We start from the raw sequence: 24,480 nt of genomic DNA on the forward strand, positions 1-24,480 counted from the left end.
TCACGGCGCCAGTCCCACAGGTCAGGATCAATAGATGCTGAACGGGAAGTACTTGTCGTTGATCTTCTTGTAGGTACCGTCGGCGACGATTTCCTTCAGGGCAGCGTTCAGCTTGTTGCGCAGTTCGTTGTCACCCTTGCGCACAGCGATGCCGATCTTGTCGCTTTCTACAACCGGGTCGCCCTTGAACTCGTAGTTCTTGCCGGCGTCGCTTTTCAGCCAGTCGTAGTTGGCGTACTTGTCGGCGAGGATCGCGTCGACACGACCGGACGTCAGGTCAAGGTAGGCGTTTTCCTGGGTGTCGTAGAGGCTGACCTTGATGTCATCGGCGTAGGTGTCTTCCAGCCAGGTACCGGCCAGAGTGGCACGCTGGGTACCGATGGTCTTGCCTTTCAGCGAGTCCTTGTCGGTTTTGAAGTCGACGTTTTTCGGTGCGATGAACTGCAGCTTGTTCGAGTAGTACGGGTCGGTGAAGTCGACCGCGCCTTTGCGCTCGTCGGTGATCGACAGCGAGGAGATCAGGAAGTCGAACTTCTTCGCGTTCAGGGCCGGGATGATGCCGTCCCAGTCGGAAGTGACCACGGTGCACTCGACTTTCATCTTCGCGCAGAGGGCGTCGCCGATGTCTTTGTCGAAGCCGACCACGTTGCCGCTGGCGTCTTTGTTGTTGAACGGCGGGTAAGCCGCTTCGATGCCCATCTTCAGTGTTTCGGCCATGGCACCGGCGCTGAACGCCAGGGTGACGGCGGCGGCCAGGAAGACCTTTTTAAAATTCTGCATGCATGTTGCTCCGTTAGCGGTTGCTGGACATGAATTGTTTGCAGCGCGCCGAAAGCGGGTTTTCGAACACCTGCTGAGGCGATCCTTGCTCTTCTATAAGGCCCTGATGAAGGAACACCACTTCGCTGGAGACCTGACGGGCGAAACCCATTTCGTGGGTCACGAGCAGCATGGTACGGCCTTCTTCGGCCAATGCGCGGATGACACTAAGTACTTCCTGAACCATTTCCGGGTCAAGCGCCGAGGTGGGTTCATCGAACAGGATCACCTTCGGTTGCATCGCCAGCGTGCGGGCAATCGCCGCGCGTTGTTGCTGGCCACCGGACAGTTGCGCCGGGTAGGCATGGCGCTTGTCGGCGATGCCGACCTTGGCCAGCAGCGCTTCGGCGACTTCGATGGCTTCGGCCTTGCTCTGGCCGAGCACGCGACGCGGTGCCTCGATGATGTTGTCGAGGATGCTCATGTGCGGCCACAGATTAAAGTTTTGAAACACAAAACCAATCTCGGAACGCAGGCGGTTGATCTGTTTGCCGTCGGCGGCAATCAGTTCGCCATTTTTGGCGGATTTGAGCTTGAGTTCTTCGCCGGCCACCAGAATCTGGCCCTGATGTGGATTTTCCAGCAGGTTGATGCAACGGAGGAACGTGGACTTGCCGGAACCGGAGGAACCGAGGATCGAGATCACATCGCCGTCGCGGGCGGTCAGCGAGATACCTTTGAGTACCTCAAGCTGTCCGTAGCGTTTGTGCAAGTTGCGGATTTCAAGCGCGGGCGTGGCCTCAGCCATGTGCGTTCCTCATATATGTTGCGCTCCAGCTGTTGGATGGCCTTCCTGGCGAGGCGGCCAAGCTAGCATAGCGTTTCAATGGCAGCCAACAGCGCTACGAGCGGTTAACGGGTGGCATGTGGCAGGTTGTCGCATCGGCACAGCAGACTGTCGCCCCATCAACAACCGAACGGGTGTTTGATCGTGCAAACCCGTGGGTGTCGCGTAAAAAAAGGCGCGATGTTGCCAGCTTTGGCGGGGTGTTGGAAGCGCTATCCGGCCGAACGTTCCTGAATCGCCCTTTTATTGTGCATCCCACACTTTTTCGGTGTGTTTCTGGTGCGCTGTTTCGTTTGAAAAGTGAGTCGCAGGGTAACGCTCTGGCGGATTGCCATTAAATCCAAGGACTTGCGATTACTGTCCGGTCTCGCGCAAAACCGCAGCCCTGAAGAGTTTGAAACATTTTGGCGCATTTATTGCGTGCAGAATACGGAACGCCCCGTTGGTTTCTTTTTACGAGAAAGAAAATGCCAGACGGGCCGGACGCAATCGCTTTCCTCGCAAAGGTAGTTTCGATGAGCAGTACCCCAAGCTCCAATGGCCTCGAACAGGGGCTCAAACCGCGTCATGTGACCATGTTGTCGATCGCCGGTGTAATCGGCGCCGGTCTGTTCGTTGGCTCCGGCCACGCCATCGCAGCCGCCGGCCCTGCCGTGCTGCTGGCCTACGCCGCCGCCGGTACCCTGGTGGTTTTAGTGATGCGCATGCTCGGCGAAATGGCCGTTGCCTCGCCGGACACGGGCTCCTTCTCGACGTACGCCGACCGTGCCATCGGGCACTGGGCCGGTTTCACCATCGGCTGGCTGTACTGGTGGTTCTGGGTCTTGGTGATTCCACTGGAAGCCAACGCCGCCGCAACCATTCTCCATGCGTGGTTCCCTGATGTCGGCATCTGGGCATTCGCGCTGGTCATCACCTTGTTGTTGACCGTCACCAACCTGTTCAGCGTAAAGAATTACGGCGAGTTCGAATTCTGGTTCGCGCTGATCAAAGTGCTGGCAATCATCGGCTTCATCATCCTCGGCCTTGCGGCGATCTTCGGCTTTCTGCCGAACAGCCAGGTCAGCGGCGTTTCGCACCTGTTCGACAGCGGCGGCTTCCTGCCCAACGGCATGGGCGCGGTACTGGGTGCGATCCTGACCACCATGTTCTCCTTCATGGGTACCGAAATCGTCACCATTGCGGCTGCGGAATCGAAGAACCCGGGCAAGCAAATCTCCAAGGCCACCAACTCGGTGATCTGGCGGATCGGCCTGTTCTATCTCGTGTCGATCTTCATCGTTGTGGCCTTGGTGCCGTGGAACGATCCTACGCTGGCCAATCTCGGTTCCTACCAGACTGTGCTTGAGCGCATGGGCATCCCGAACGCCAAGATGATCGTCGACATCGTGGTACTGGTCGCGGTGACCAGCTGCCTGAACTCGGCGCTGTACACCTCGTCGCGCATGCTCTTCTCCCTCGGCAAGCGTGGCGATGCACCGGCCATGGCGACACGGGTGAACAAAAGCGGCACACCTTACTGGGCGGTCATGCTGTCCACCGGCGCTGCGTTCCTGTGCACCTTCGCCAACTACGTGGCCCCGGCGGCGGTGTTCGAATTCCTGCTGGCCAGCTCCGGTGCGATCGCACTGCTGGTGTACCTGGTGATCGCTTTCTCGCAACTGCGTATGCGTAAACAACGCATGGCGCGCGGCGAGAAAATCGTCTTCAGCATGTGGCTGTTCCCGGGCCTGACCTACGCGGTGATCATCTTCATCGTCGCAGCCCTGACCATCATGCTGTTCCAGGAAGCGCATCGCGTGGAGATCCTCGCGACTGGTTTGCTGAGTCTGATGGTGGTGGCTGCCGGTCTGTTGGTGGCACGCCGTCGCAAGCTGGAAAAACGTGGCGCGGTGGTGTTGAACTGATCCGTTACGCGTAATGCAAAACGGCCGCTGTCAGTGATGACTAGCGGCCGTTTTTGTTTGTGAGCGTTGTTTATTCGCTCTTGTCTTCCTGCGTTTCCACCGACTTGCCATACGCATCCAGCGCAACCCCGAAATCGGTGATGAACTGCGGTTCGCTCAGCCAGGCCTGGGCTTCTTCGATCGTTACGCCTTCGGACCACATGCGGTAGTCGATCAGCATGTCGGCGGCCAGGTGGGTGGCGGCCATGCCTTCGTTGTCGGCGTTTTCCATGTCCAGCAGCTCTGGATGGTCAACGATGACGAACGCCAGTTCGCGCAGCAGGGTCAGCAGCATTTCGTTGCGGCTGACGGCTTCGGCGTCGCGCATTTTGCTGAACATCGCCAGGGTGTATTCCGGGATCGGCTCGGCGAGGTGGTCGAGGTCTTCGTCCTGTTCCAGCGGCTTGCGGCCGACCATACGGATTTGCTTGGCTTTGGCCTTGGCGCGTTTGGCGCGTTTCTGTTGCTTGTTCAGGGATGCCATGGGAACTCAGTTCTTCTGTTGGGTTTGCGCGGCGATCGCGTCGGACGCCGCCACATAGTCGGCCTGGAAGGCCGGGGATTCGATCCACGCCAGCGCGCCGGCCTCGTCGGTTTCCTGCGACCACTGGCGATACTCGATCAGCGCGGCGAGGATGAAATCCATCGCGCCTTCTTCGCCTTCCTGCTCGTAGACCAGTTCCAGCAGCGGGTCTTCGAGGAACGCGGTGCACAGCGCTTGCTGGCTGATCTTCTCGGCGTCGATCATTTTCTTGAACAGTTCGGTCAGGTCCACCGATTCGAAGTCGATGCGATCATCGTTCGGGTCCAGCTCGACCGGCGCTTCGGCGCGTTTGGTGCGGTTCTGTTTGGCCTTGGCTTTGGCCCGGGTGGCGCGTTTTTGCTGCTTGTTGGCGGAGGCCATGATGTGTTCCGTCGTGCGTTGAGAGGGGCTCAGCTGCGCGGCACTTGCCGCCCGGGAGTATCGGGGGCCAGTTCTCCGGTTTGCAGCCAGGTCAGAGCGATGGGCCATAGTGTGGCTTGGTATGCGCTGCGAAAAAAGGCGAAATGTCCGACTTGTTGTTCGTTGATGTCCTGCGGTTCGATGCGCAAGTGGGTTTTCGTAGCGTTACTGAGGTAGTCGAGCAGGCGTTCGATGGCAGGAAGGGTGCCGTAGGGATCGTCGCTGATGCTGATCGCCAGTGTCTGTGCGCGGACGTTGGCGAAGGGCAGGGCGCCGCTCTTTTTCATCAACGCGCGACCACTGGCGCGCTGTTCGTAACGCGCTGCAGGCGTGCTCCAGTCGCGCACTACACCGGCCGGCGTATCTTCCAGCCAGCCAAGACGTTTGCCCGGGAAGTAACCGCAGACCAGCGTCAGCAGTGGCATCAACACATGCCATTTGCCGAACATTCGCCAGCGCTGTTCGGGGGCGTAATCGCGCCAGTAGGCGAACTGCGCACCGACGGTGACCAGCCGTCGGATAACCTTTCCCGACTCACCGAGGCCAGCGGCGCAGCCACCAAAACTGTGGCCGACCACATCGATCGGCTGACCGGGAAATTGCCGTTGTGCGCGTTTGAGCATCGCCTCGAAATCCAGCGCGCCCCAGTCTGTCCACGAGGCCTCAAGGCCTTTCATTGAGTCGGGTCGAGATTCGCCGATGCCACGGTAGTCGAAGATGATCACGTCGAAACCATTGGCGAACAGATAGGCCGCGAAACGCGAGTAATGGCGACAGCGCACTGACGTGGCGGCGTTGATGATCACCACCGGGCGCTGAAGGTCGGGCAGGGCATGGCGCCAGGTGAAACCGCCAAGGACAAAACCGTCGGCGGCTGTTTCCTTGAAGGGTTCACTTTGCAACTCGGCAGCCAATGGCGGCTTGCGCTGCACAGCTGGCAATGGGGGCGTGTCCTGAAAGCTCATGGCGCTCGACCTTCGCGGGTAGCTGCCAACAATAGCCGCAGCACCTTAAAGGGACAATCCGCAGCGCTTACTCGATAGATTCGGTAAGCAAGCGATCCTCGATCAATGCCTGTTCTCGATTCAGCTCTGCGCGAAGTTCTTCCTCACTTGGTAGCACTGTTTTATAGCTGCTGGCGAACAGCTGCTCGTTGCCTTTGAGTATTGAGTAGCGCGCGACAGATTCGCTATTTTCTGCGCACAAGATAATTCCGACCGTCGGTTTGTCGCCTTCACTTCGCTTGAGTTCGTCGTACATGCGTACGTACATGTCCATTTGCCCGACATCGCGTGCGCTGAGCTTGCCGCGCTTAAGGTCAATGATCACAAAGCATTTGAGTAGATAGTTGTAAAACACCAGATCGATGTACAGGTCTACGCCATCGGTACTGATTCGTTGCTGGCGCGCGACAAACGAGAAACCTTTGCCCAGTTCGAGCAAAAAACTTTGCAGGTGATCAATGAGCGCTTGCTCAAGGCCCGTTTCATTGACTTTTCCCGGCGATGGCAGGCCGAGAAACTCGAGAATGACGGGGTCGCGAATGAACTCGCGTGGATTGCAGTTCAGTGCAGCGATGTTGGTGGTAGCTTCCTCGATCACGCCTGCCTTGTCCCGACTCATCAGCAGGCGCTCGTAGTAGAGCGTATTGATCTGGCGGTCGAGGGCTCGGCTTGACCAGTTGAGGGCGGCGCATTCATCCATATACCACTTGCGTGATTTGTCACTATTGACTCTGAGCAACCTGCGATAGTGGGTCCAACTCAATTCGGAACGCACTGCGCTCCAAATTGGGAAAAGCTGATAAAAGCTGCGCATGTAGCGCAGATTTCGCTCATCAAAGCCTTTTCCGAACTGAGCCTTCAGTTCGTGCGCCAACAGGGTCAACAGTCGCTTGCCGTATCCCGCTCGTTTAGTTCCTTCCTGTTCAAACTCAACAATATGCCGGCCAATCTGCCAGCAGGTCTGAACCTGAATCGTATCGACCACTCGCAGCACTTTTTGCCGTGCCTGACGGATCAGTTCGCCAAGATCGCCCAGCAATGAATCGATTTTCGGGTCTTGCAGGTCAGCAGGTTTCAGCTGGCTCATCGAATTTTCCGCATCATTGAAAACAGAAGCGTCAGCATGCCGAGAACCGCTTGCGAAGGATGTCGGCCGAGCCTGCGAAGCCAGCAGGAAGACGGGATGGGTGTCGCAGGAAGTTGCTGGCAGGGACGCTTTTGCTGGTTTTGGTCTGTAGTCCATTTCGTACACACCCCAAGTTCGAATCATTCTGAAACGTCAACCTCCCGCACTGAATCCAATACAGGGTAACGATTGGGTTCTGTCAGAGCCCGGGAGTCGCCATCATGAAACGTGTCCTTTCCTGCCTGCTGCCTGTCGTCGCGGTTGCTGCATTGTTATTTGCCGCGACGGCGCAAGCCGCCAGTCTTGAGCCCGTCGACAGCGCAGGCGTGCAAGTTCAACAGCAGCAACAAAACGGTATCAGCTATCTGGCCGGCGGGGTCGGCGAGGATGAAGCAAAAGCCATCCAGCAAACCGTCGGCTACAACCTGCACATGACCTTTTCGGTGGGCATGCAGAACGAGTACACCTCCGACGTCGATGTGACGATTGTAAATGCTGCAGGACAAAATCTGCTGGTTTTCAATCAGACCGGCCCGTTGCTGTACGTAAAATTGCCGACCGGCAAATACACCGTGGTTGCCACACGCAAGGGAGAGGTGCGGCGCGATGTGGCCGATGTTGCAAACGGTACTGCGCGCAATCTGGTGTTTCACTGGAGCGACAGCGATTAATCACGGGTGCCAGGCGCGGAGGGCGCGGTTGATTGTGCGTACAATCGCGGCCCTCACGCTTTACGGTCAGAAGGATGTTGGAATTGAAAGGGATTTTGCTTTTTGGCTCCGTGGCGAGCCTTGTTGCGCTGTTGGCCGGTTGTGGAACGATGACGGGGCGCTTGAGTGGCGCCTCGCCAGAGCCTTACTACAAGGGTGTCGACGGTAATTTACGCCTGCTCGGCGTGAGGGGTGACGACGGCAAGCCAACAGCGGTGATCTGTTATGTCACGATCGTTTGCCCTTTGATTACTGTTGTATCGCTACCGGTAGATGCCGCCGTGGATACCGTTCTGTTGCCCATCGACTACGTCAACACGCTCTGAAACCGCTCACCCGATTATCGTCGTATGCGCTTGCCTTTGGGCTTCTCCACCGGCTCGTGCACTTTGCGATAAATCCATAGGCCGAACACCCCGGCAGCCAGCAGAAACACGGTTCCTAGGCTTTGTGAGACAAACTCGATCCAGAACCGTCGTGGTTGCACAGCCAGGTGATAAGTGTGCTTGGGGCCGCGGTTGGTGGTGGTGATGGCGCCGCTGATCCAGCTGTCGATCAATATGTAGATCGATGCACAGAGGGCGAAGGCAATCAGTACGCCGACGAGCACGGTCAGCCAGAAGGTTGTCCGGCTCTGGCGATACGGCGGCGGATGGGGCAGGGGAATGCGGGTTCTTTTCTGATTCATGAAGTGTTACTGCAAACGTCCTTTTGCGCTCAGGAAACGGCGGTCTCTTGATGTTGCTCAGTCAGGTTTTGCCGTCCGTCAGAGGGTCGCCCGGCGAGGTGTGCGCATTCGGCAATCACCTTGAGGATCTCGATCACTCCCGGAGTCAACGCAGTGCCAAGGCAGATGCGCACACCCGTGGTTGCATGCCCGTCGGCGAAGAAGATGCCGTTGCCGGCCACGTGGCAGCCGCGTTCGCTGGCTAAATCCTGCAATGCCGACATGTCGGTGTGTAGCGGCAGTTCAATCCAGTGGATGAACCCTCCACGCGGCGGCACGTACACGGTGCCCGCAGGGAAATCCGTACGCACCAACGCTTCGACAAAACTGGCCAGCGAAGACAGTTGCGAGCGGAGTCTGGCGCAGTGCTCTTCCATGTAGCCGCGCCCGATAAATTCGTTGAGGACATTTTGCGCAAGGCTGGAAACCGCCAGATTGCGCGAAAACATTTGCGCCAGAATGGCATTGCGGTACTTGCCAGCCAGACACCAGCCGACGCGATAACCCGGCGCGATGGTCTTGGAGAACGACGAGCAGTAAATCGTCTGCCCGCTGGTGTCGTAGCTCTTGATGGCGCGGGGGCGATCGCCTTCCGGCACCAGGTCGAAGAAGATGTCGTCCTCGATAATCGGCACGTCCGCTTCGCGCGCGATCTGTGACAGCCGTGCGCGAGTCTCGTCGGGCATGATGAAACCTCGCGGGTTCTGCAGGGTTGGGTTGAGAAAGATCACCGCGACCTTTTTCAGCTTCAACGCTTCTTCGAGGTGATCGACATCGAGACCGAGTTTGCCGTGCGTGCGGATGGGCAAGGCGCGCATGCCCAAGCGTTCGATGGTCTGCAGGATGCCGTAATAAGTCGGCGTTTCGATGGCGACCGTAGCGCCTTTCGATGCGACGGCTTCAAGTGCCAGCTCCAGAGCAATGGTGTCGCCCGACGTCACCAGAATATCGTCCGGCCCGCAGACCACGCCGCGGGTCAGCATCAGCCCGGCGATGCGTCGTCGCAGTGCCGGCAGACCGGGCGGTGCGACCAGTCCGGTCAGCGAGTTGTCAGCTTTGCCAGCCAATACCGACAGGCACTTGTTGAGCAGCACGTTGGGTGTGAGGTCGCTGTGCAACACCGCTGAATTCAACGACGCGGTGGTGCGCGAGGCCGCTTGGGAGAGCATCGCGACCACCGCATGATTGACGTTGACGGTGACACTGGAGAAGTCAAAACCCCTGGCGGGTTTTGCTTGTCCGGAGGCTGAGACGAAGTAGCCGATGCGCGGTTTGGTCGAAACGTAAGCATCGGCTTCCAGATCCGCCAACGCGCGCTGAACGGTGGTGATGCTGGTTTCAAACATTCGCGCCAGCGTACGGATCGAGGGCAGTTTCGCTTCGGCTGCCCATTCACCGCTGTCGATCTGACGAATAATCCAGTCCTTGACTATCCGCCAGCGCTTGTCCGGTAGATCAAACCTGTCCATAAGTTCTCTGTGATGTTTCGAAACAATTCAGAGAAAGTAGAGCAAAACGATCCCCGTTGCAGCAACTATGACGATGTTGAGCGCAACCAGGCCGAAGGCGAATCGGATCAGGTTGTTTTCTTCATGCCGATTGGCGCCCGCCAGCCCGGTGATCAGCGACAGGATCGACAGCGACCCCAGCGCGCCATGCCCGGCGGCACTGTTGACCATCGCGGCCAGCCAGGCACCGTGTTCGCTGCTCAGCGCGGCGATGGACGGCATGACGAGGGTGTTGCCGCCGACGTTGGAACCGGTGACGTAACCGGCAAGCCCCGCCAGCACTGCGATGGTTGGCGCCAGGGAAATCCCTGACAACGATTGCAGTGTGCGCTGTGCTTCGACCAGGAAACCGGCGTTGACCATCACCTGCGACAGCAGCAGGAACAGGAAAATCGTCGTGACCGGAAATTTCGCCCGGTTGAACAGCGCTCGCCACGGGAAACCTGCGGCGGCGCTTTGCTTGATTGCCATCAACAGCGTGACGATCAGCAACGCCAGTCCCGGGGAGGCCAATGGCTTCCACGAAACATGCTCGCCTTTGATGATCCACAGCCCATCCCAGCCCGACAGGACGAACAACCCGCGCGACGCAACGATTACCCCCAGCAAGGCCAGATAGGGCCAGGCTACGTTCGGCCAGCGCACCAGTTTCTTCCGTTGTGCATAAGAGATCCCCAGGCCGACGCAAGCCACCGCCAGACCGGCCAGCACACCGGAGACTTCCGGGCCGATCCACAGGTTGATGGAAAACAGCACCGCGACGAACAGCGCCGTCACCACGATCAGTCCAAGCCACGGCGAAACCGTGCGGATGCCACCCTGCCACAGAGCAATCGCCGCCAGGCAGAGGAACACTGGCGCACTGATCAGCGCCGAATGACTGCCAAGGGTTTGTGCCGGCAAGTGCGCCAACAGCGCGCCGATCACGGTGGCCAGACCCAGTGTGCCCCAAGGCATGATGACCATCCCGGCGAGGGCGATTTTCATCCCCGACTGGCGGGTGAACAGCCCCATCAGCAATGGCACGGTTGCGATCAGCGAAACGCCGAAACCGGTCATCGCTTCAAGCAGCGGTGCGAGGCCCAGCACGATGAAGATGACCTGCGCCGGCGGTGTCCAGCCGAGTTCTTTGACCCAGGCGCCGATGGCCTGCGGCGCACCACCGCGCTCGACCAGGATGACGAAGGCCAGCCCCGGGATGATCACGCACGCCGTGCTGAGAAACAGGATGGTGGTGTCCTGAAAGATCGCCGTGCTGATTGCCGCCGACACAGGCCCGGCTGCGCCCAAGGCCCACAGCACGAGCACCAGCACTACGCCGGCCAGTGCCGCTTGCACTGGCGGTCGGCGGACGATCAGGATCAACGCGATCACCAGCGCGATCGGTGACATTTGCAACAAGAGAGAACTCATACCCGGTTTTCCTTAACTTAATCGTGAGTCTGCCCGCTGTACTCAGTCGCCCGCATGGACGCCCGCTCACAAAAAGTCTGATACCACTCGGTCAGGCGTGGTTGAGCGGAAAAGTCCGAGAGTTGGCGAAAGGCGATCCAGTCGAGCGCGGTCGCCAGGGCGATGTGGCCGAGGGTGATCGGGCCATTGAGGTCGACGTGTTCCTCGATGAAGCGGTAAGCCTCCTTGAGTTTGAACGCCTGACCGTCGGCGTAGGCCGGATAGCGCAAGGCCTCGGGGCGGCGCTCGACTTCCCAGCGCAGCTTGATGCCGACATCGCACATGCCCTGCGCCAATGCTTGCAGGCGCAGCGCCTTGTAGCGCTCAGGGCCGTTTACCGGGATGAGTTTTGGCCCGTCACTCAGGTCGTCGAGGTATTCACAGATCACGATGGAATCGAACAGCGCCGTGTCGTCAGGCAGGATCAGCACCGGCACTTTGCCCAGCGGATTGGCCTTATAGATGATCTCGTTTGGCGACGTCGGGCTGGTCTCGTGGTGGATCACTTCCAGGCTCGACGCGATGCCGAGTTCGTGAGCCAGCACCAGCACCTTGCGGGCGTAGGGTGAATGCGTCTGGTAGAAAAGCTTCATGCTGAAGTCCCTGTCTCAAGGATGGCAGTGGCTGCTCGATGGGCGTCCATGAACAGACGCGAAGGCGCGCCCGCCGAGGTGACGTAGTGGTTGTAGTAGCAAGAACCTTCGGCGAGCGGGCCGAGTACCCAAATGTTGCGCACCGGTTCGCCAGCGCTCGATTTCGGGTGGCACGCGGCGTCGACATCGATGCCGTCGATGCCTGGTTCGTCGGTTCTCGGGCGGATCAGGCCCAGCCGCGCCAGATCACGCACCGGCGCGCAGTCGCTGTTGCTTACGCCGCTGCTCTGGACATAACCGGCGACGCGTTTGAAGTCGTTGATCGCAGGGCGCGAGCCGGGCTTGAGAAATGTCAGCAGACCGGCGTCACACAGGGCGAGCAGGTCGGCGTGGCGCTCTTTTTGCGGGCCCGCAACGAGGCGGTTGATTGCCTTGTGCCAACGGCCATAGAACTGCCGATGCGACGCGTCGGTCAGCCCGTCGAAATCGACGGCCTCACGCAGGCGGTCACGCAGATCGCGCCAGACTTCGATGGCGGCTTTGATCGCCGATCCTCCGCGCCCCAGGCGCGACTCGTGCAAATCGGCTTCGAGGGTGTCGTAGATCCAGGCGTGATAGTTGTAGGGCTGCACGTCGTCGGGCAGTGCATGCCAGATCAGCGCCTGCGGATCGATCGCACCACCAGTCGCCTCGTAATCGCGTAGTAACGCTTCACAGGCGACAACACCGGGTTCGCCAGCAACGCTGACGGCCCTGAGTCGCTCCAGCACCTGCTCTGGCGCTGATGGGCTGTGCACGACGGCGACGGCCGCCGCACGCATCTCCAGCAGCATCAGCGGCAGGATGTCCTGTTCGAAGTCCAACTGTCGGTTATTGCTGCTTGCCCGCAGGGATTCGATGCGCGCACTCGTCAGCAGTACGGCGCGATGGCGCGGGCATTCAATCAGGCCGTTGGGTCGGGTGCGAAACGGCAACCCGTCCCGCGACTGGATAAAGATCACCGGTTCCTGGCCCGAAGGCTGATAGGCGTGGCTGCCGTCGGCCATGCGCTTGTAGCGACCGCCCCTGCCGGAGGTCAGCGCCGCCAGGGTGTCCATCGCACCCAGCCCAAGCCCTTCGACCAGCACGGTTTCGCCGGGCTCGATGGTGGCGAGGCTGCCGGGCAGCGGATAGACATCATCAACGCGGTTGCGATCCGCCGAGCGCAGGCGACCGGTATGGCCGACCGTCAGAATCAGCCGATCCACGGTGACCGCAGCCCCCGAAGCGGTCTGCAGCAGGTATTGCTGACCCGCGTTGCGCTCGACCGCGGTGACGGCCTGCTGATGCAGGTTCACGCTCACCCAGTGCGGTGCCGTCGCGAGGATTTGCGCGAAGGCGTCCGCCAGATAGGCGCCGAGCAAATGGCGCGGCAGAAAGTCCTGCGGCTCGACGTCACGGCCGTCGGCGGCGAGCAGTCCGCTGTCCGCGTCGACCTTGATGCGCTGCTCGTGGCACCACGTCAGGAAATCCGCGCCCGGCCGCTCCCGCGCATCCGCCAGGTTTCCGAAGGCTGCTGCGTCGGGGAAAACCCCGAGTTGACCGGCAACGGTGTTGAGCAGCAGATAGTCCGGTTGATCCGGCCAATGCGCGCCGCTTCCGAGCACATTCGGATCGAGAATATCGATGACGACTGGCTGCTCCGGGCGCGTTTCAGCAAGGCTCAGCAGGCGTTCGAAAATCGACAGCCCGCGTGAGCCGCAGCCCACCAGGCCGATGTGCAGAGGCGCCTTCACCATCTGCGCTCCTCCCCGAAGAAGGAGGGGATGGCGACCGCCGAACCGTCCTTGACCGCGATGTCGTGGATCATCCGGCCAATTGCCAGATCGAGGATGCCCATGCCGAACGGCGAATAAATCAGCGGCTTGTCCGTGGCAACCTGCAGGTCGCCGCGAATCAATTGCCCGACGGTGCCGGTAACGAAATCACGATGCCCGTACTTTTGCTCGGCCAGATGCGGCGAGGTATTGGCTTTCAGGCAATGGGTCACGTCGTCGAAGTAGTTGTAACTTTCTTCGATGATCTCTGCGCCGATATCCCGCAGCGAGATGTTCAGCACGATCTGCCCCGGGCGGAAGGTGCCGCTGCCGTTGACGTAGGGTTCGCCGGCACTGGTGGCGAACACCACGATGTCGGCGCTCAGTGCCTCGTCCAGCGACAACAGCTGTACATCCGGCACCCCGAGCTGTTTGCCGAAGGACGATAGCGCTTGCGCTGACTCTGCGTTGAGGTCGTGAATACCCACGCTGTCGAACGACCAGTCATCGGCAATGAACGTCTCAAGGATGTTCCGCGAAATCACCCCGCCGCCAATGATCGAGAGTTTCTGTGCGCTCTTGCTCTGGCCATTCAGCCACCAGGCACCGAGCACCGCCGACGCTGCGGTGCGCACGGCACTGATCAGCGCGCCTTCAAGCAGCGCGTAGGGATAGCCGGTGTCCGGATCGTTGAGGATCAGCACCGCCGAAGCGCGCGGGATGCCCGACTTGATGTTGTCGGGATAGCTGGCAATCCACTTGATCCCGGAGACGGACTGATCGCCCTCGCTGTCGACGATCGCCGCCGGCAAGGCAATGATCCGGTTCGCCGGTTGCGCCGCAAAACGCAGGAAGTAGCTATCCGGGTTAACGGTTTCGCCGCGCTCGTGGGTCAGGTAGGTCTGGGCGACCATGTCGATGGTTGCGTGACGCAGCCCGTTGAGGATGTCCTTGACGACGGCGCCTGGGATGACATGGAACGGTTGAATCGGGTTGTGTGTGGTCATGGGGATTACGCCGAGAGTGCCAGAGCGATTTCTGGGAAGAGTGATTGCAAAGCGCTTGCGCCGATTCGCTGGGTGACCCAGTCATCGGAGTAGATGGTTTCGAGGTAGCGCTCACCCATGTCGGGGGAGATCGCCACAACGACATCGTCAGGACGGATGTGCGGCGCCCATTGCTGGATGCCCGCCAGGACAGTGCCGGTGGAACCACCGAAAAGCAGGCCGTAGCGTTGCGCCAGCCAGCGGCAGACCTTGATCGTCTGTTCCTCGGCGATCGATACGAAGTCGTGAATCCCCGACGGCTCGAAGATCTCCGGCAGACGGCTGGTACCCAGCCCCGGGATATGCCGCGTACCGCCCGGCAGACCGAAGGTCACCGAGCCGACCGTATCGACGGCAATCACTTTGGTGTGCGGATGGTGTTCGGCGAAGTAGTTCTTGCAGCCCATCAAAGTACCGGTGGTACCGGCGCCGACGAACAAGTAGTCCACGTGTGGAAACTTATGGGCGATGGACTTCGCGGTAGCTTGATAGTGAGCGAGGGGGTTAGTCGGGTTTTTGTACTGATTGAGCCAGATGTAGTCGGAGTTCTCTGCGACCAGTTGCTCGATCAAACGGATACGCGAATTCAGGTAGCCGCCGTTTTCGTCACGCTGATCGACCATGATCATTTCGGCACCCAGTGCCTGCATGAGTTTTCTGTTCGGCGCAGAAATGTTCGGGTCGATCACACAGACAAACTTGTAACCCTTGGCGGCGCAAACCATGGCCAGCGCGACCCCCAGATTCCCCGAGGAAGACTCGACCAGGCGAGTCTTATGGTGAATCCGGCCCTGGTTTTCCAGATCCGTGATCAGGGCGTGTGCGGTTTTGAGCTTGATCGATCCGGCAGGATTCAGTCCTTCGATTTTCAGCTGGATCGTTGCGCTGCACAGATCGCCAATCTGCACATAACTGTCTTCATTGATAAGTTGCTTGATCATACGTCGTCCGTTTCGCTCTTTTGCCGGGCGCACAGGGGCGCCAGCATTCATCCTGGAATGTTTGAAAAGCAGTAAATGCAGTTCGCCTGTTGGGTTTGTTTTTAGATTTTTTAGCTGGACAGGAAGTGACCTTGCGGTGGACGCCGATCTATTCAAAAAATCAGGTTTTGCGCTCTGAGGGCTTCAGAGGCCCAGAGTGTTGCGGGGCGCAAAGTAGAGCCAGTCATTGGCTCGCCAAGGCTTGGAGGAATACTGGCGAATTTTCCTACACGGGGAGAGATACAGATTTTGGGTATTTTTCAGTACAGGCGGGTTTGAGGTGTATCGAGAGGAGGGCGTTGCGGGGCGGACAGATAGGCGGGATCAAATCGCAGGCATAAAAAAACCCTGAATCTTGCGATTCAGGGTTTTCGGTATTTGGTGCCCAGAGACGGAATCGAACCGCCGACACGGGGATTTTCAATCCCCTGCTCTACCGACTGAGCTATCTGGGCAACGGGGCGCATTAAAAGGGTTTTTCGGATTTACGTCAACGACTTTTTTAAAATTTCTTAAATTAATTCCGTCGCTTACGATCCGGCCCCCGATTTTGCAGGGTTTACTCAGCAGGCGGAACGTAGCCTTCGGCCTTGGCGTATTCCTCGCCGGAGAAGTACTTGTCCATTTCGCCCTGAAGATATTTGCGGTCTTCGGCGTTCATCATGTTCAGACGCTTTTCGTTGATCAGCAGGGTTTGGTGTTTCTGCCAGTCAGCCCAGGCCTTGGCGGAGACGTGGTCAAAAATATCCTGACCTTTGGCGCCCGGGAAAGGGGCGCGGTCCAGCGCGGGCAATTCTTCTTTGTACTTGCGGCACATTACGGTGCGGGTCATGGCGACTCTCCTGCATTCAAGACGGCGGCCGCGCGTTCGAGCAAGGTTTTGACCGGGGCGGCGAGGCCCAGGCGCGGCGGGGTGGCGAGGTTATACCAGAGCCAGTCGGCCTCGGCCACGTGATGGGCGGCCTCCTGCACCTGAACCAGCCAAGGTTCGATGGACAGCTGGAAATGGCTGAACGTGTGGACGAGGTTCGGCAGCGCCTGCTGCTCCCCCATGGTCAGCGAGTGCTGATCGGCGAGATGTTGCAGGTCATCGAGGTCGTCGAGTTCCGGCAGGCTCCACAGACCGCCCCACAAACCGCTCGAGGGGCGACGGTAAAGCAGAATCGCGCCGTCGCCGTTGGCGAGCATCGGCATCAGCGTGCGCTTCTGCGGAATGGCTTTGCGCGGCTTGGGAATCGGGTAGCGGGTTTCGAGGCCGAGCATGTGCGCTTCGCAGCCACGCTCCAGCGGACACAGCAGGCAGCTCGGTTTGCTACGCGTGCACAGTGTGGCGCCGAGATCCATCATCGCCTGGGTGTAGGCGTTGACCCGATCGTGCGGCGTAAAGCGTTCAGCGGTGGCCCACAGTTGTTTGGCGACCTTCGGTTCGCCGGGGTAGCCCTCTTGCGCGGTAAAGCGTGCCAGCACGCGTTTGACGTTGCCGTCGAGGATCGGCGCGCGCAGGCCCATGCTGATGCTGGCAATCGCGCCGGCAGTGGACAGACCAATGCCTGGTAGATCGGTAAGCTTTTCAACGTCACGCGGAAACTCGCCAGCGTATTGGCTGACGACGATCTTCGCAGTCTTCTGCAAATTGCGCGCGCGGGTGTAGTAACCCAGCCCGGTCCACAGGTGCAGCACTTCGTCTTCGGGGGCTTCTGCCAGCGCTTCGACCGTCGGCAGCGCGGCCATGAAACGGTCGAAGTAATTGAGCACGGTGCTGACTTGGGTCTGCTGCAACATGATCTCCGACACCCACACCCGATACGGGTTGATGTTCTGCTGCCAAGGCAGATCGTGGCGGCCGTGGCGGTCGAACCAATCCAGCACCGCCGTGGAAAATTGCTCCGCTCTCATCGCTTGAACAGCCCCTTCAATGCGTTTTTCAATTCCGGGCTGACCTTGTCACCGAGTTTTTCGTCGATTTTTTCACTGAGCTTGTCGCCGGCCAGTTTGGTCGCGACCTGACCGAGGCGATCGTTGTCGACACGGCAGGCCTTGGCGCCCAATTCCAGCGGGCCACGGCAGCGCAGTGGCCATTCGATGCCGACGAATTTTTCGCCGACCTGACACGCCGGATCCGGCATGGCGCTGGTGTCGCCCTCGACGATGATGCCGACGCGATAGTCCATGCCGAGCACGCGCAAGTCGATGTCGCCGTCACCGTTGACGGTCATGCCGGGGATGCGCACTTTCAGGTCCGGGTTGCTGGCAATGCCATTGCGGAAAGTCAGGTTGCCCTTGAGTTCCTGGAATGGCGTGTCTTTACCGCGAGGTTCGCCGCTGAGGGTTTTGCGGTTAAGCGTGGCGATGCCTTTGCACAGTTGCTGTTCAAGATTGGCGTTGAGCAGCACGCCGTTGTTGATCACGAAGCTGGCGTTGCCGTTAAGCGTATCGATCAGTGCCTGCTGGCTGTTGCCGCTGCCAGTGACATTGCTGGTGAGGGTTACCAGGCCTTTGACGGGCGGGTTCTTGCCTTGGCTTTCGAGGATTTTTTCTACAGGCACGCGATTGAGCTTGGTCTGCAGGTTCAGCACAGGCGCGCTCGGGCGTACATCGAGGGTGCCATTGGCGGCGAAACCGCCGTTGTACAGTTCGCCGCTCAGGTTGGTCAGGGTCAGCAAGCCGCCTTGGCCGGTGGCTTTCAGTGCGGCGTTCTGGATCGGCAGTTTGTCGAGGGTCAGTTGGCCGAAGGTCAGATCGGCATCGACGTCGAGTTTGGCCAGGCGTTCAACCGGCAACAGGCGCTCGGTACTCCAGGCGGTTTTGCTTGGTTTGTCCGGCAGTGGCGTGGAACCGGCACCGGCCATGGCATCGGCTTCGGTGCTGGCGACTTCGGCCTGACGCACTTGCGTGGCGCTGTTGGCTTGTGCCGATTTCGGCGGCAGGTAGCGGTCAGCGTTGAACGTATCGGCCTTGAGAATTGCCCGCAGCGATTGTTTGGCGAAGTCTTCGACGGCGATGCGGCCGCTGAAGCTGCTGTCGTCGAGTTTCAGGTTGATGTTGTCGAAGGCGATGCTGGTTGGCGTGGCGGCAACGCGGCTGACCAATTCGACTTTGCTCAGACTGCCCTCGGCCATGGCCGGCAGTTTCTGACCGATGCTGTCGACGAATTTCGCCAGATCGAACTGGGCGATGGAGAGCCCGCCAGTGATTTGCGGGGTCTTGTCGAGGTCATTGGCTTTCAGCTCACCCAAGGCGCGCAACTGGTTGGCAGAGATCTTGATGCCGGTCCATTCGGCGACGTTCGCCGCTTTATCCAGCGATAACTGGCCCTGAGCTGCGAAGGTCATGGTCTTGCCTTGCAACGGATCGCCGGCCAGTTCGCCGGACAGCTTCATGTCTTCGAATTTGTAGCGCTGCAGTGCGCGCTCGATGCGCAGCTCGCCAGTGAGCTCGGTACGCACGCGCAGGACCGGCTGGTTGGTGCCGAGGAATGCCGTGGCTTTCACCGGAATATTCGTCGAATCGTGTACCGGGCCGGTGCTCAACTGGATGCTCTCGGCGCTGAATTGCTTGCCGGTCAGCTCGTCGTTGTATTCAACGCGGGCGTTGTTGACGGTCAGGCTGTCGATGTCGAGGCGGATCGGCTGTGGCGGTTTTTCCGGTTGGGCAGGGGCTTGTGCAGTGGCTGCGCTGGCCGGTGCCGGGCTGCCGGCAGGTGCGGCGGCTGTCGGCACCTTGCCGATGTCTTCCCAGTTGCCGTGGCCGTTTTTGTCGCGTTTCAGGCGCAGGTTCAGCCCTTCAACGCGGACATCGCTCATTTGCACTTCGCGGCGCAACAGCGGCAGCACGCGCACGGACAGGCCGAGCATCTGCAAATCGGCATACGGTTCAGTCGGATTGATCAGGGTGGCAACGCTGGCCTCGTGCAGTTCCAGGCCGAGCCACGGGAACAGGCTCCAGCCGATGTCGCCATTGAGCGTCAGCTCGATGTGGGCCTTGTCGCGGGCTATCTGGCGAATCTCGTCTTTGTAATCGTTGGGATCGAAGAGGTGGGTCAGGGCAAAACCTGCCGCCACAATGATCAGCAACAATCCGAGAAGTACCAGACCCAGGATTTTGCCGAACGCTTTCATGGGCGAGTCCTTGTAATTAGTCGAATTCGTAATTTAGCCGGGGAGTATAGCGCTGCAATTGCCCGGTTCGGTGTGGCGTCATGTTGCCAGTACCTCCAGCGGGAGGTGTAACTTCGCTGCAATTGCCAAGGCTTCAGGATGCCCGGCAGGCGCCAGCAGACGCAGTTCAGCCCCCGCTTGCGACGCCATTTTCTGCGCTTGGTTCACCAGCCGTTCAGCAACCCCACGGCGACGGGTAACTTTTCGTACGCATAAATGGGACAAGTACCAAACGTCGTGGTGCCTCTGTAGACGAGCGGCACCGAGCAGGCGGTCGTTGAAACGCCCGGCAATAAAACTTCCCTCGGCGAGCGTGCGGTCGATCAGATTGTTTTCACCGGAAAACGGCGCGAACAGCCAGTCCGGCGCGTCGCGATAAATCTTCCGCAAATCCTCCTGGTCCTGATAATTGGCGGCGTTCAGCGCTTGTACGACGATTGGCATGACGTTTTCCTGAGTGATACGAGATCAGACGACAGAAAAAAGGTGATATCAGTTTGGTTTTTCTGTCACGTGCAAATGGTAACCTTCGCCCGTTCGTCCGTCCTTCTGCGACTTAACGTCGCGCCTTCAAGGAGCTTCACCCAAAAAAACGGTCATGCCTGCGTGCATAAAGGCCGGGGGTGAACAGTGGCTGGCGAACCATACTAATAATTGGGGGATACACAATGAGCACGAGCATCACGGCGGACGGCCTCAAAGCCGATCAGCCCGCGTTCCTGTCCAAGGAACGCATCATCGCCAAGCCCGGTTTCAACCGTTGGCTAGTCCCACCGGCCGCTCTGGCCATCCACCTGTGCATCGGCATGGCCTATGGCTTCTCGGTGTTCTGGTTGCCGCTGTCCAAGGCGCTGGGCGTCACCGCTCCGGTGGCTTGCGCACCGGACATGAGCTTCATCGCACAGGTATTTTCGTCGAACTGCGACTGGCCGATCTCGATGCTCGGCTGGATCTACACGCTGTTCTTCATCTTCCTCGGCTGCTCGGCAGCGATCTGGGGTGGCTGGCTGGAACACGCGGGGCCACGCAAGGCCGGTGTCGTATCTGCACTGTGCTGGTGCGGCGGTCTGCTGATCTCCGCGTTGGGTATTTATACCCACCAGATCTGGCTGATGTGGCTCGGTTCGGGCGTGATCGGCGGTATCGGTCTGGGTCTGGGCTATATCTCGCCGGTCTCGACCCTGATCAAGTGGTTCCCGGACAAGCGCGGCATGGCTACCGGCATGGCAATCATGGGCTTCGGTGGCGGCGCGATGGTTGGTGCACCGCTGGCAACCGCGCTGATGAGCCACTTCGCTTCGCCAACCGGTGTCGGCGTCTGGCAGAGCTTCGTCGCCATGGCCGCGATCTACTTCGTGTTCATGATCGGTGGTGCTCTGGCTTACCGCGTTCCGCCAACCGGCTGGAAACCTGAAGGCTGGACCGCTCCGGCGAAGAAAGCCTCGAACTCGATGATCACCCACCGTCACGTGCACGTGAATGTGGCGTGGAAAACCCCGCAATTCCGTCTGGTCTGGCTGGTGCTGTGCCTGAACGTGTCTGCCGGCATCGGCATCCTCGGCATGGCTTCGCCACTGCTGCAGGAAGTGTTCGGCGGCAAACTGCTGGGGGTCGATGTGCCGTTTGGTCAGCTCGACGCCGGGCAACTGGCTTCGATCGCTGCGATTGCTGCCGGTTTCACCGGTCTGCTCAGCCTGTTCAATATCGGTGGCCGCTTCTTCTGGGCTTCGTTCTCGGACTACCTGGGCCGCAAAAACACCTACTTCGTGTTCTTCGCCCTGGGTTTTGCCCTGTACGCGCTGATTCCGAACATGGGCCATTTGGGCAATGTTGCGCTGTTCGTGGCGGCGTTCTGCATCATTCTGTCGATGTACGGCGGCGGTTTTGCCACGGTGCCGGCGTATCTGGCCGACCTGTTCGGTACGCAGATGGTCGGTGCGATCCACGGTCGTCTGCTGACCGCTTGGGCTGCGGCCGGCGTGCTCGGTCCGGTGCTGGTGAACTACCTGCGTGAGTATCAGTTGAGCATCGGCGTTGAACGCGCTGCCGCTTACGACATCACCCTGTACATCCTCGCAGGCCTGCTGGTGCTGGGCTTCCTGTGCAACCTGCTGGTGCGTCCGGTGGCTGACAAATACTTCATGACCGACGCTGAGCTGGCTGCCGAACAGGCGCTGGGTCACGACAAAGGTGCTGATGCCAGCACGGTCCTGGAGTGGAAAGCCGCCCCGGGCAGCAAGCCGCTGGCGATCGCTGCGTGGCTGGTGGTGGGTATTCCATTGGCGTGGGGTGTGTGGGTGACCCTGCAGAAGACGGCGGTACTGTTTCACTAAGGTGTTAGCTGGATAAACACCGAACCTGTGGGAGCGAGCCTGCTCGCGAAGACGGACTGTCAGTCGACATAAGTGTTGGCTGACCCACCGCATTCGCGAGCAAGCTCGCTCCCACATTTGTTTTTGCGCTGCCTGTAATGGCTTGTATGGACATGTCTACCCGCGACAGCCGGGCATTCTATCCGTCAGCCATCTCACCTCTCGTGTTTCTGTTTGCGCCTCGCGTGCCTATAATGGCTGCCTTTTTCGCCCAATGATTTTGCGGAGCTGGTGATGGCCGAACGTAAGGCGTCTGTCGAGCGCGACACTCTGGAAACCCAGATCAAAGCCTCGATCAACCTTGATGGCACCGGAAAGGCCCGATTCGATATCGGTGTTCCTTTTCTTGAGCACATGCTGGATCAGATCGCCCGTCACGGGTTGATCGACCTGGATATTGAATGCAAGGGCGATCTGCATATCGACGACCACCATACGGTGGAAGATGTCGGTATCACCCTCGGCCAGGCGTTTGCCAAAGCCATCGGCGATAAAAAAGGCATCCGTCGCTACGGTCATGCCTACGTGCCGCTCGATGAAGCGCTGTCGCGCGTCGTCATCGACTTCTCCGGTCGTCCAGGCCTGCAGATGCACGTGCCGTACACCCGCGCCACCGTCGGCGGCTTCGACGTTGACCTGTTCCAGGAGTTCTTCCAGGGCTTCGTCAACCATGCGCTGGTCAGTCTGCACATCGACAACCTGCGTGGCACCAACACCCACCACCAGATCGAAACCGTGTTCAAGGCTTTCGGCCGCGCGCTGCGCATGGCTGTCGAGCTGGATGAGCGCATGGCCGGGCAAATGCCATCGACCAAAGGCGTTCTGTAATGCAGACGGTTGCAGTTATCGATTACGGCATGGGCAACCTGCACTCGGTGGCCAAGGCCCTCGAGCACGTCGGCGCCGGTAAAGTGCTGATCACCAGCGATGCCGCCGTGATTCGCGAAGCTGACCGCGTGGTGTTCCCCGGTGTTGGCGCAATTCGCGACTGCATGGCGGAGATCCGTCGCCTCGGCTTCGATTCACTGGTGCGTGAAGTCAGTCAGGATCGTCCATTTCTTGGCATCTGTGTCGGCATGCAGGCCTTGCTCGACACCAGTGAAGAGAACGACGGCGTCGACTGCATCGGCCTGTTCCCGGGCGCGGTGAAGTTCTTCGGCAAAGACCTGCATGAAGACGGCGAGCACCTGAAAGTCCCGCACATGGGCTGGAACGAGGTGAAGCAGAAGGTCAGCCACCCGTTGTGGCACGACATTCCGGACATGGCGCGTTTTTACTTCGTGCACAGCTACTACATCGCCGCCGCCAACGCGCGGCAGGTGGTCGGTGGCGGTCATTACGGTGTCGATTTCGCTGCGGCGCTGGCCGATGGCTCGCGCTTCGCCGTGCAGTTCCACCCGGAGAAGAGCCATACCCATGGCCTGCAATTACTGCAGAACTTCGCCGCGTGGGACGGTCGCTGGTAAATGGCTGCCAAGAAATCCAAACCGCCGATCCTGACCCTTACTCCCGAACAGGAGAACGAGGCCAATCGCAAGATTCAGCGGTTCATGGAAGACCGTTTCGAACTGGATCTCGGTTCGTTCGAAGCGGCGGAAATTCTTGAGTTATTTACCCGCGAAATTGCTCCGCACTATTACAACAGGGCGATTTTCGATGTGCAGACCCACCTCAAAGAGCGGTTTGAAAGCATCGAAAGCGACCTGTGGGCGCTCGAGAAAAACTGATTTCCGAGCCAAGCTGAACATTCAAATTTGAAGGTTTGCCAGATGCTGATTATTCCCGCTATCGATCTTAAAGACGGTGCCTGCGTACGTTTGCGTCAGGGCCGCATGGAAGATTCCACGGTGTTCTCCGATGATCCGGTGAGCATGGCTGCCAAGTGGGTGGAGGGCGGTTGCCGCCGTCTGCATCTGGTCGATCTGAACGGCGCTTTTGAAGGCCAGCCAGTCAACGGCGAAGTGGTTACCGCGATCGCCAAGCGCTACCCGACCCTGCCGATCCAGATCGGTGGCGGCATCCGTTCGCTGGAAACCATCGAGCACTACGTCAAGGCTGGCGTGAGCTACGTGATCATCGGCACCAAAGCCGTGAAAGATCCGGCGTTCGTCGCTGAAGCCTGCCGCGCGTTCCCGGGCAAGATCATCGTCGGTCTGGATGCCAAAGACGGTTTCGTCGCCACCGATGGCTGGGCTGAAATCAGCACCGTGCAGGTCATCGATCTGGCCAAGCAGTTTGAAGCCGACGGCGTCTCCTCGATCGTTTATACCGACATCGCCAAAGACGGCATGATGCAGGGTTGCAACGTGCCGTTCACCGCTGCGCTGGCCGCTGCCACCAAGATCCCGGTGATCGCTTCCGGCGGCATCCACAATCTGGGTGACATCAAGTCGCTGCTCGACGCCAAAGCGCCAGGCATCATCGGCGCCATCACGGGCCGGGCGATTTACGAAGGCACCCTCGACGTCGCCGAAGCGCAAGCTTTCTGCGATTCGTACCAAGGCTGAGGACTGA

General features: G+C 59.5%; 25 protein-coding genes and 1 tRNA gene. 8 read left to right on the forward strand and 18 right to left on the reverse strand.

The window, feature by feature from the left end:
- Positions 1–27: 27 nt before the first annotated feature.
- Both HU754_RS02625 and HU754_RS02630 read right to left on the reverse strand, forming a co-directional pair.
- Positions 28–780: an ABC transporter substrate-binding protein gene (locus tag HU754_RS02625; protein ID WP_186620718.1), complete on the reverse strand. Its 753-nt coding sequence runs from the start codon at positions 778–780 to the stop codon at positions 28–30.
- Between the two features lie 13 nt (positions 781–793).
- Positions 794–1,567 (reverse strand): ABC transporter ATP-binding protein, encoded by a 774-nt coding sequence (locus tag HU754_RS02630; RefSeq protein WP_093430016.1) that lies wholly within the window; start codon positions 1,565–1,567, stop codon positions 794–796.
- 554 nt (positions 1,568–2,121) lie between these two features.
- On the opposite strand from HU754_RS02630, the gene gabP reads away from it, so the two are divergent.
- Positions 2,122–3,513 carry a GABA permease gene (gene gabP / locus HU754_RS02635; RefSeq protein ID WP_007909168.1) on the forward strand — a complete coding sequence of 464 codons (1,392 nt, stop codon included), beginning with the start codon at positions 2,122–2,124 and terminating at the stop codon, positions 3,511–3,513.
- A gap of 70 nt (positions 3,514–3,583) precedes the next feature.
- Here gabP and HU754_RS02640 read toward each other — a convergent pair whose 3' ends face one another.
- The 4 genes from HU754_RS02640 to HU754_RS02655 form a co-directional block, all read right to left on the reverse strand.
- Positions 3,584–4,036: a hypothetical protein gene (locus tag HU754_RS02640; RefSeq protein WP_186620716.1), complete on the reverse strand. Its 453-nt coding sequence runs from the start codon at positions 4,034–4,036 to the stop codon at positions 3,584–3,586.
- A 6-nt stretch (positions 4,037–4,042) separates the two neighbouring features.
- Entirely contained in the window at positions 4,043–4,456 is a 414-nt protein-coding gene (locus tag HU754_RS02645) for a hypothetical protein (protein ID WP_008080543.1), read from the reverse strand.
- Positions 4,457–4,485: 29 nt separating this feature from the next.
- Positions 4,486–5,460, reverse strand: coding sequence for an alpha/beta hydrolase family protein (locus HU754_RS02650; RefSeq protein ID WP_186620714.1), 975 nt, complete (start codon positions 5,458–5,460; stop codon positions 4,486–4,488).
- A 67-nt stretch (positions 5,461–5,527) separates the two neighbouring features.
- The gene (locus tag HU754_RS02655) at positions 5,528–6,586 is read right to left on the reverse strand and encodes a PDDEXK nuclease domain-containing protein (RefSeq protein WP_186620865.1); all 1,059 of its coding nucleotides are present in this window, start codon (positions 6,584–6,586) and stop codon (positions 5,528–5,530) included.
- Between the two features lie 260 nt (positions 6,587–6,846).
- Between HU754_RS02655 and HU754_RS02660 the strand changes: the two genes are divergently transcribed.
- Together HU754_RS02660 and HU754_RS02665 are read left to right on the forward strand one after the other, a co-directional pair.
- Entirely contained in the window at positions 6,847–7,296 is a 450-nt protein-coding gene (locus HU754_RS02660) for a carboxypeptidase regulatory-like domain-containing protein (RefSeq protein ID WP_186620713.1), read from the forward strand.
- Positions 7,297–7,370: 74 nt separating this feature from the next.
- Complete coding sequence (locus HU754_RS02665) at positions 7,371–7,661, forward strand: YceK/YidQ family lipoprotein (RefSeq protein WP_186620712.1); 291 nt, start codon at positions 7,371–7,373, stop codon at positions 7,659–7,661.
- A 14-nt stretch (positions 7,662–7,675) separates the two neighbouring features.
- Here the strand turns inward: HU754_RS02665 and HU754_RS02670 are convergent, their stop codons facing one another.
- The 12 genes from HU754_RS02670 to HU754_RS02720 form a co-directional block, all read right to left on the reverse strand.
- Positions 7,676–8,023: a hypothetical protein gene (locus tag HU754_RS02670; protein WP_186620711.1), complete on the reverse strand. Its 348-nt coding sequence runs from the start codon at positions 8,021–8,023 to the stop codon at positions 7,676–7,678.
- A gap of 29 nt (positions 8,024–8,052) precedes the next feature.
- Positions 8,053–9,531, reverse strand: coding sequence for an aminotransferase-like domain-containing protein (locus tag HU754_RS02675; RefSeq protein ID WP_186620710.1), 1,479 nt, complete (start codon positions 9,529–9,531; stop codon positions 8,053–8,055).
- Between the two features lie 27 nt (positions 9,532–9,558).
- The gene (locus HU754_RS02680) at positions 9,559–10,983 is read right to left on the reverse strand and encodes an L-lactate permease (protein WP_186620709.1); all 1,425 of its coding nucleotides are present in this window, start codon (positions 10,981–10,983) and stop codon (positions 9,559–9,561) included.
- A 17-nt stretch (positions 10,984–11,000) separates the two neighbouring features.
- The gene (locus tag HU754_RS02685) at positions 11,001–11,615 is read right to left on the reverse strand and encodes a glutathione S-transferase family protein (protein WP_186620708.1); all 615 of its coding nucleotides are present in this window, start codon (positions 11,613–11,615) and stop codon (positions 11,001–11,003) included.
- Entirely contained in the window at positions 11,612–13,393 is a 1,782-nt protein-coding gene (locus HU754_RS02690) for an FAD/NAD(P)-binding protein (RefSeq protein ID WP_095047157.1), read from the reverse strand. Before HU754_RS02690 ends, HU754_RS02685 begins: the two co-directional genes overlap by 4 nt.
- Positions 13,387–14,418, reverse strand: coding sequence for a 2,3-diaminopropionate biosynthesis protein SbnB (gene sbnB, locus HU754_RS29650; RefSeq protein WP_367617438.1), 1,032 nt, complete (start codon positions 14,416–14,418; stop codon positions 13,387–13,389). The genes HU754_RS02690 and sbnB overlap by 7 nt, the downstream gene beginning before the upstream one ends.
- A 5-nt stretch (positions 14,419–14,423) precedes the next feature.
- Positions 14,424–15,398: a 2,3-diaminopropionate biosynthesis protein SbnA gene (gene sbnA / locus HU754_RS29655; protein ID WP_367617439.1), complete on the reverse strand. Its 975-nt coding sequence runs from the start codon at positions 15,396–15,398 to the stop codon at positions 14,424–14,426.
- A gap of 418 nt (positions 15,399–15,816) precedes the next feature.
- Positions 15,817–15,892, reverse strand: a tRNA-Phe gene (locus tag HU754_RS02700).
- Between the two features lie 104 nt (positions 15,893–15,996).
- Complete coding sequence (locus HU754_RS02705) at positions 15,997–16,269, reverse strand: oxidative damage protection protein (protein WP_016986336.1); 273 nt, start codon at positions 16,267–16,269, stop codon at positions 15,997–15,999.
- Positions 16,266–17,333 (reverse strand): A/G-specific adenine glycosylase, encoded by a 1,068-nt coding sequence (mutY, locus tag HU754_RS02710; protein ID WP_186620707.1) that lies wholly within the window; start codon positions 17,331–17,333, stop codon positions 16,266–16,268. Before mutY ends, HU754_RS02705 begins: the two co-directional genes overlap by 4 nt.
- Positions 17,330–19,555: an AsmA family protein gene (locus HU754_RS02715; RefSeq protein ID WP_099757745.1), complete on the reverse strand. Its 2,226-nt coding sequence runs from the start codon at positions 19,553–19,555 to the stop codon at positions 17,330–17,332. The genes mutY and HU754_RS02715 overlap by 4 nt, the downstream gene beginning before the upstream one ends.
- Positions 19,556–19,633: 78 nt before the next feature.
- Entirely contained in the window at positions 19,634–20,038 is a 405-nt protein-coding gene (locus HU754_RS02720) for an acetyl-CoA sensor PanZ family protein (RefSeq protein WP_093430030.1), read from the reverse strand.
- A 224-nt stretch (positions 20,039–20,262) separates the two neighbouring features.
- Here HU754_RS02720 and HU754_RS02725 point away from each other — a divergent pair, with 224 nt between their 5' ends.
- The 5 genes from HU754_RS02725 to hisA all read left to right on the forward strand — a co-directional run bounded on the left by HU754_RS02725 (position 20,263) and on the right by hisA (position 24,473).
- Positions 20,263–21,927 carry an OFA family MFS transporter gene (locus HU754_RS02725; protein WP_099757746.1) on the forward strand — a complete coding sequence of 555 codons (1,665 nt, stop codon included), beginning with the start codon at positions 20,263–20,265 and terminating at the stop codon, positions 21,925–21,927.
- A 273-nt stretch (positions 21,928–22,200) separates the two neighbouring features.
- On the forward strand, positions 22,201–22,794 hold the full coding sequence (gene hisB / locus HU754_RS02730; protein ID WP_007909204.1) for an imidazoleglycerol-phosphate dehydratase HisB: 594 nt from the start codon (positions 22,201–22,203) through the stop codon (positions 22,792–22,794).
- Positions 22,794–23,432: an imidazole glycerol phosphate synthase subunit HisH gene (hisH, locus tag HU754_RS02735; protein WP_007909206.1), complete on the forward strand. Its 639-nt coding sequence runs from the start codon at positions 22,794–22,796 to the stop codon at positions 23,430–23,432. The genes hisB and hisH overlap by 1 nt, the downstream gene beginning before the upstream one ends.
- Positions 23,433–23,693 carry a DUF2164 domain-containing protein gene (locus HU754_RS02740; RefSeq protein WP_003220751.1) on the forward strand — a complete coding sequence of 87 codons (261 nt, stop codon included), beginning with the start codon at positions 23,433–23,435 and terminating at the stop codon, positions 23,691–23,693.
- Positions 23,694–23,735: 42 nt separating this feature from the next.
- The gene (hisA, locus tag HU754_RS02745) at positions 23,736–24,473 is read left to right on the forward strand and encodes a 1-(5-phosphoribosyl)-5-[(5-phosphoribosylamino)methylideneamino]imidazole-4-carboxamide isomerase (RefSeq protein WP_003220753.1); all 738 of its coding nucleotides are present in this window, start codon (positions 23,736–23,738) and stop codon (positions 24,471–24,473) included.
- The last annotated feature ends 7 nt before the right edge of the window (positions 24,474–24,480 follow it).

The sequence above is a fragment of the Pseudomonas zeae genome (genome assembly GCF_014268485.2).
Classification (GTDB): Bacteria; Pseudomonadota; Gammaproteobacteria; order Pseudomonadales; family Pseudomonadaceae; genus Aquipseudomonas; species Aquipseudomonas neuropathica.

Coding starts and splice junctions, on each gene's coding strand:
- HU754_RS02685 (WP_186620708.1), bottom strand. CDS start 11,615: ATGAAGCTTTTCTACCAGACGCATTCACCCTACGCCCGCAAGGTGCTG.
- HU754_RS02705 (WP_016986336.1), bottom strand. CDS start 16,269: ATGACCCGCACCGTAATGTGCCGCAAGTACAAAGAAGAATTGCCCGCG.
- hisA (WP_003220753.1), top strand. CDS start 23,736: ATGCTGATTATTCCCGCTATCGATCTTAAAGACGGTGCCTGCGTACGT.
- HU754_RS02715 (WP_099757745.1), bottom strand. CDS start 19,555: ATGAAAGCGTTCGGCAAAATCCTGGGTCTGGTACTTCTCGGATTGTTG.
- mutY (WP_186620707.1), bottom strand. CDS start 17,333: ATGAGAGCGGAGCAATTTTCCACGGCGGTGCTGGATTGGTTCGACCGC.
- HU754_RS02630 (WP_093430016.1), bottom strand. CDS start 1,567: ATGGCTGAGGCCACGCCCGCGCTTGAAATCCGCAACTTGCACAAACGC.
- HU754_RS02725 (WP_099757746.1), top strand. CDS start 20,263: ATGAGCACGAGCATCACGGCGGACGGCCTCAAAGCCGATCAGCCCGCG.
- HU754_RS02650 (WP_186620714.1), bottom strand. CDS start 5,460: ATGAGCTTTCAGGACACGCCCCCATTGCCAGCTGTGCAGCGCAAGCCG.
- sbnA (WP_367617439.1), bottom strand. CDS start 15,398: ATGATCAAGCAACTTATCAATGAAGACAGTTATGTGCAGATTGGCGAT.
- HU754_RS02655 (WP_186620865.1), bottom strand. CDS start 6,586: ATGAGCCAGCTGAAACCTGCTGACCTGCAAGACCCGAAAATCGATTCA.
- HU754_RS02675 (WP_186620710.1), bottom strand. CDS start 9,531: ATGGACAGGTTTGATCTACCGGACAAGCGCTGGCGGATAGTCAAGGAC.
- HU754_RS02660 (WP_186620713.1), top strand. CDS start 6,847: ATGAAACGTGTCCTTTCCTGCCTGCTGCCTGTCGTCGCGGTTGCTGCA.
- gabP (WP_007909168.1), top strand. CDS start 2,122: ATGAGCAGTACCCCAAGCTCCAATGGCCTCGAACAGGGGCTCAAACCG.
- HU754_RS02640 (WP_186620716.1), bottom strand. CDS start 4,036: ATGGCATCCCTGAACAAGCAACAGAAACGCGCCAAACGCGCCAAGGCC.
- hisH (WP_007909206.1), top strand. CDS start 22,794: ATGCAGACGGTTGCAGTTATCGATTACGGCATGGGCAACCTGCACTCG.
- HU754_RS02690 (WP_095047157.1), bottom strand. CDS start 13,393: ATGGTGAAGGCGCCTCTGCACATCGGCCTGGTGGGCTGCGGCTCACGC.
- HU754_RS02740 (WP_003220751.1), top strand. CDS start 23,433: ATGGCTGCCAAGAAATCCAAACCGCCGATCCTGACCCTTACTCCCGAA.
- HU754_RS02680 (WP_186620709.1), bottom strand. CDS start 10,983: ATGAGTTCTCTCTTGTTGCAAATGTCACCGATCGCGCTGGTGATCGCG.
- hisB (WP_007909204.1), top strand. CDS start 22,201: ATGGCCGAACGTAAGGCGTCTGTCGAGCGCGACACTCTGGAAACCCAG.
- HU754_RS02670 (WP_186620711.1), bottom strand. CDS start 8,023: ATGAATCAGAAAAGAACCCGCATTCCCCTGCCCCATCCGCCGCCGTAT.
- HU754_RS02625 (WP_186620718.1), bottom strand. CDS start 780: ATGCAGAATTTTAAAAAGGTCTTCCTGGCCGCCGCCGTCACCCTGGCG.
- HU754_RS02720 (WP_093430030.1), bottom strand. CDS start 20,038: ATGCCAATCGTCGTACAAGCGCTGAACGCCGCCAATTATCAGGACCAG.
- sbnB (WP_367617438.1), bottom strand. CDS start 14,418: ATGACCACACACAACCCGATTCAACCGTTCCATGTCATCCCAGGCGCC.
- HU754_RS02645 (WP_008080543.1), bottom strand. CDS start 4,456: ATGGCCTCCGCCAACAAGCAGCAAAAACGCGCCACCCGGGCCAAAGCC.
- HU754_RS02665 (WP_186620712.1), top strand. CDS start 7,371: ATGTTGGAATTGAAAGGGATTTTGCTTTTTGGCTCCGTGGCGAGCCTT.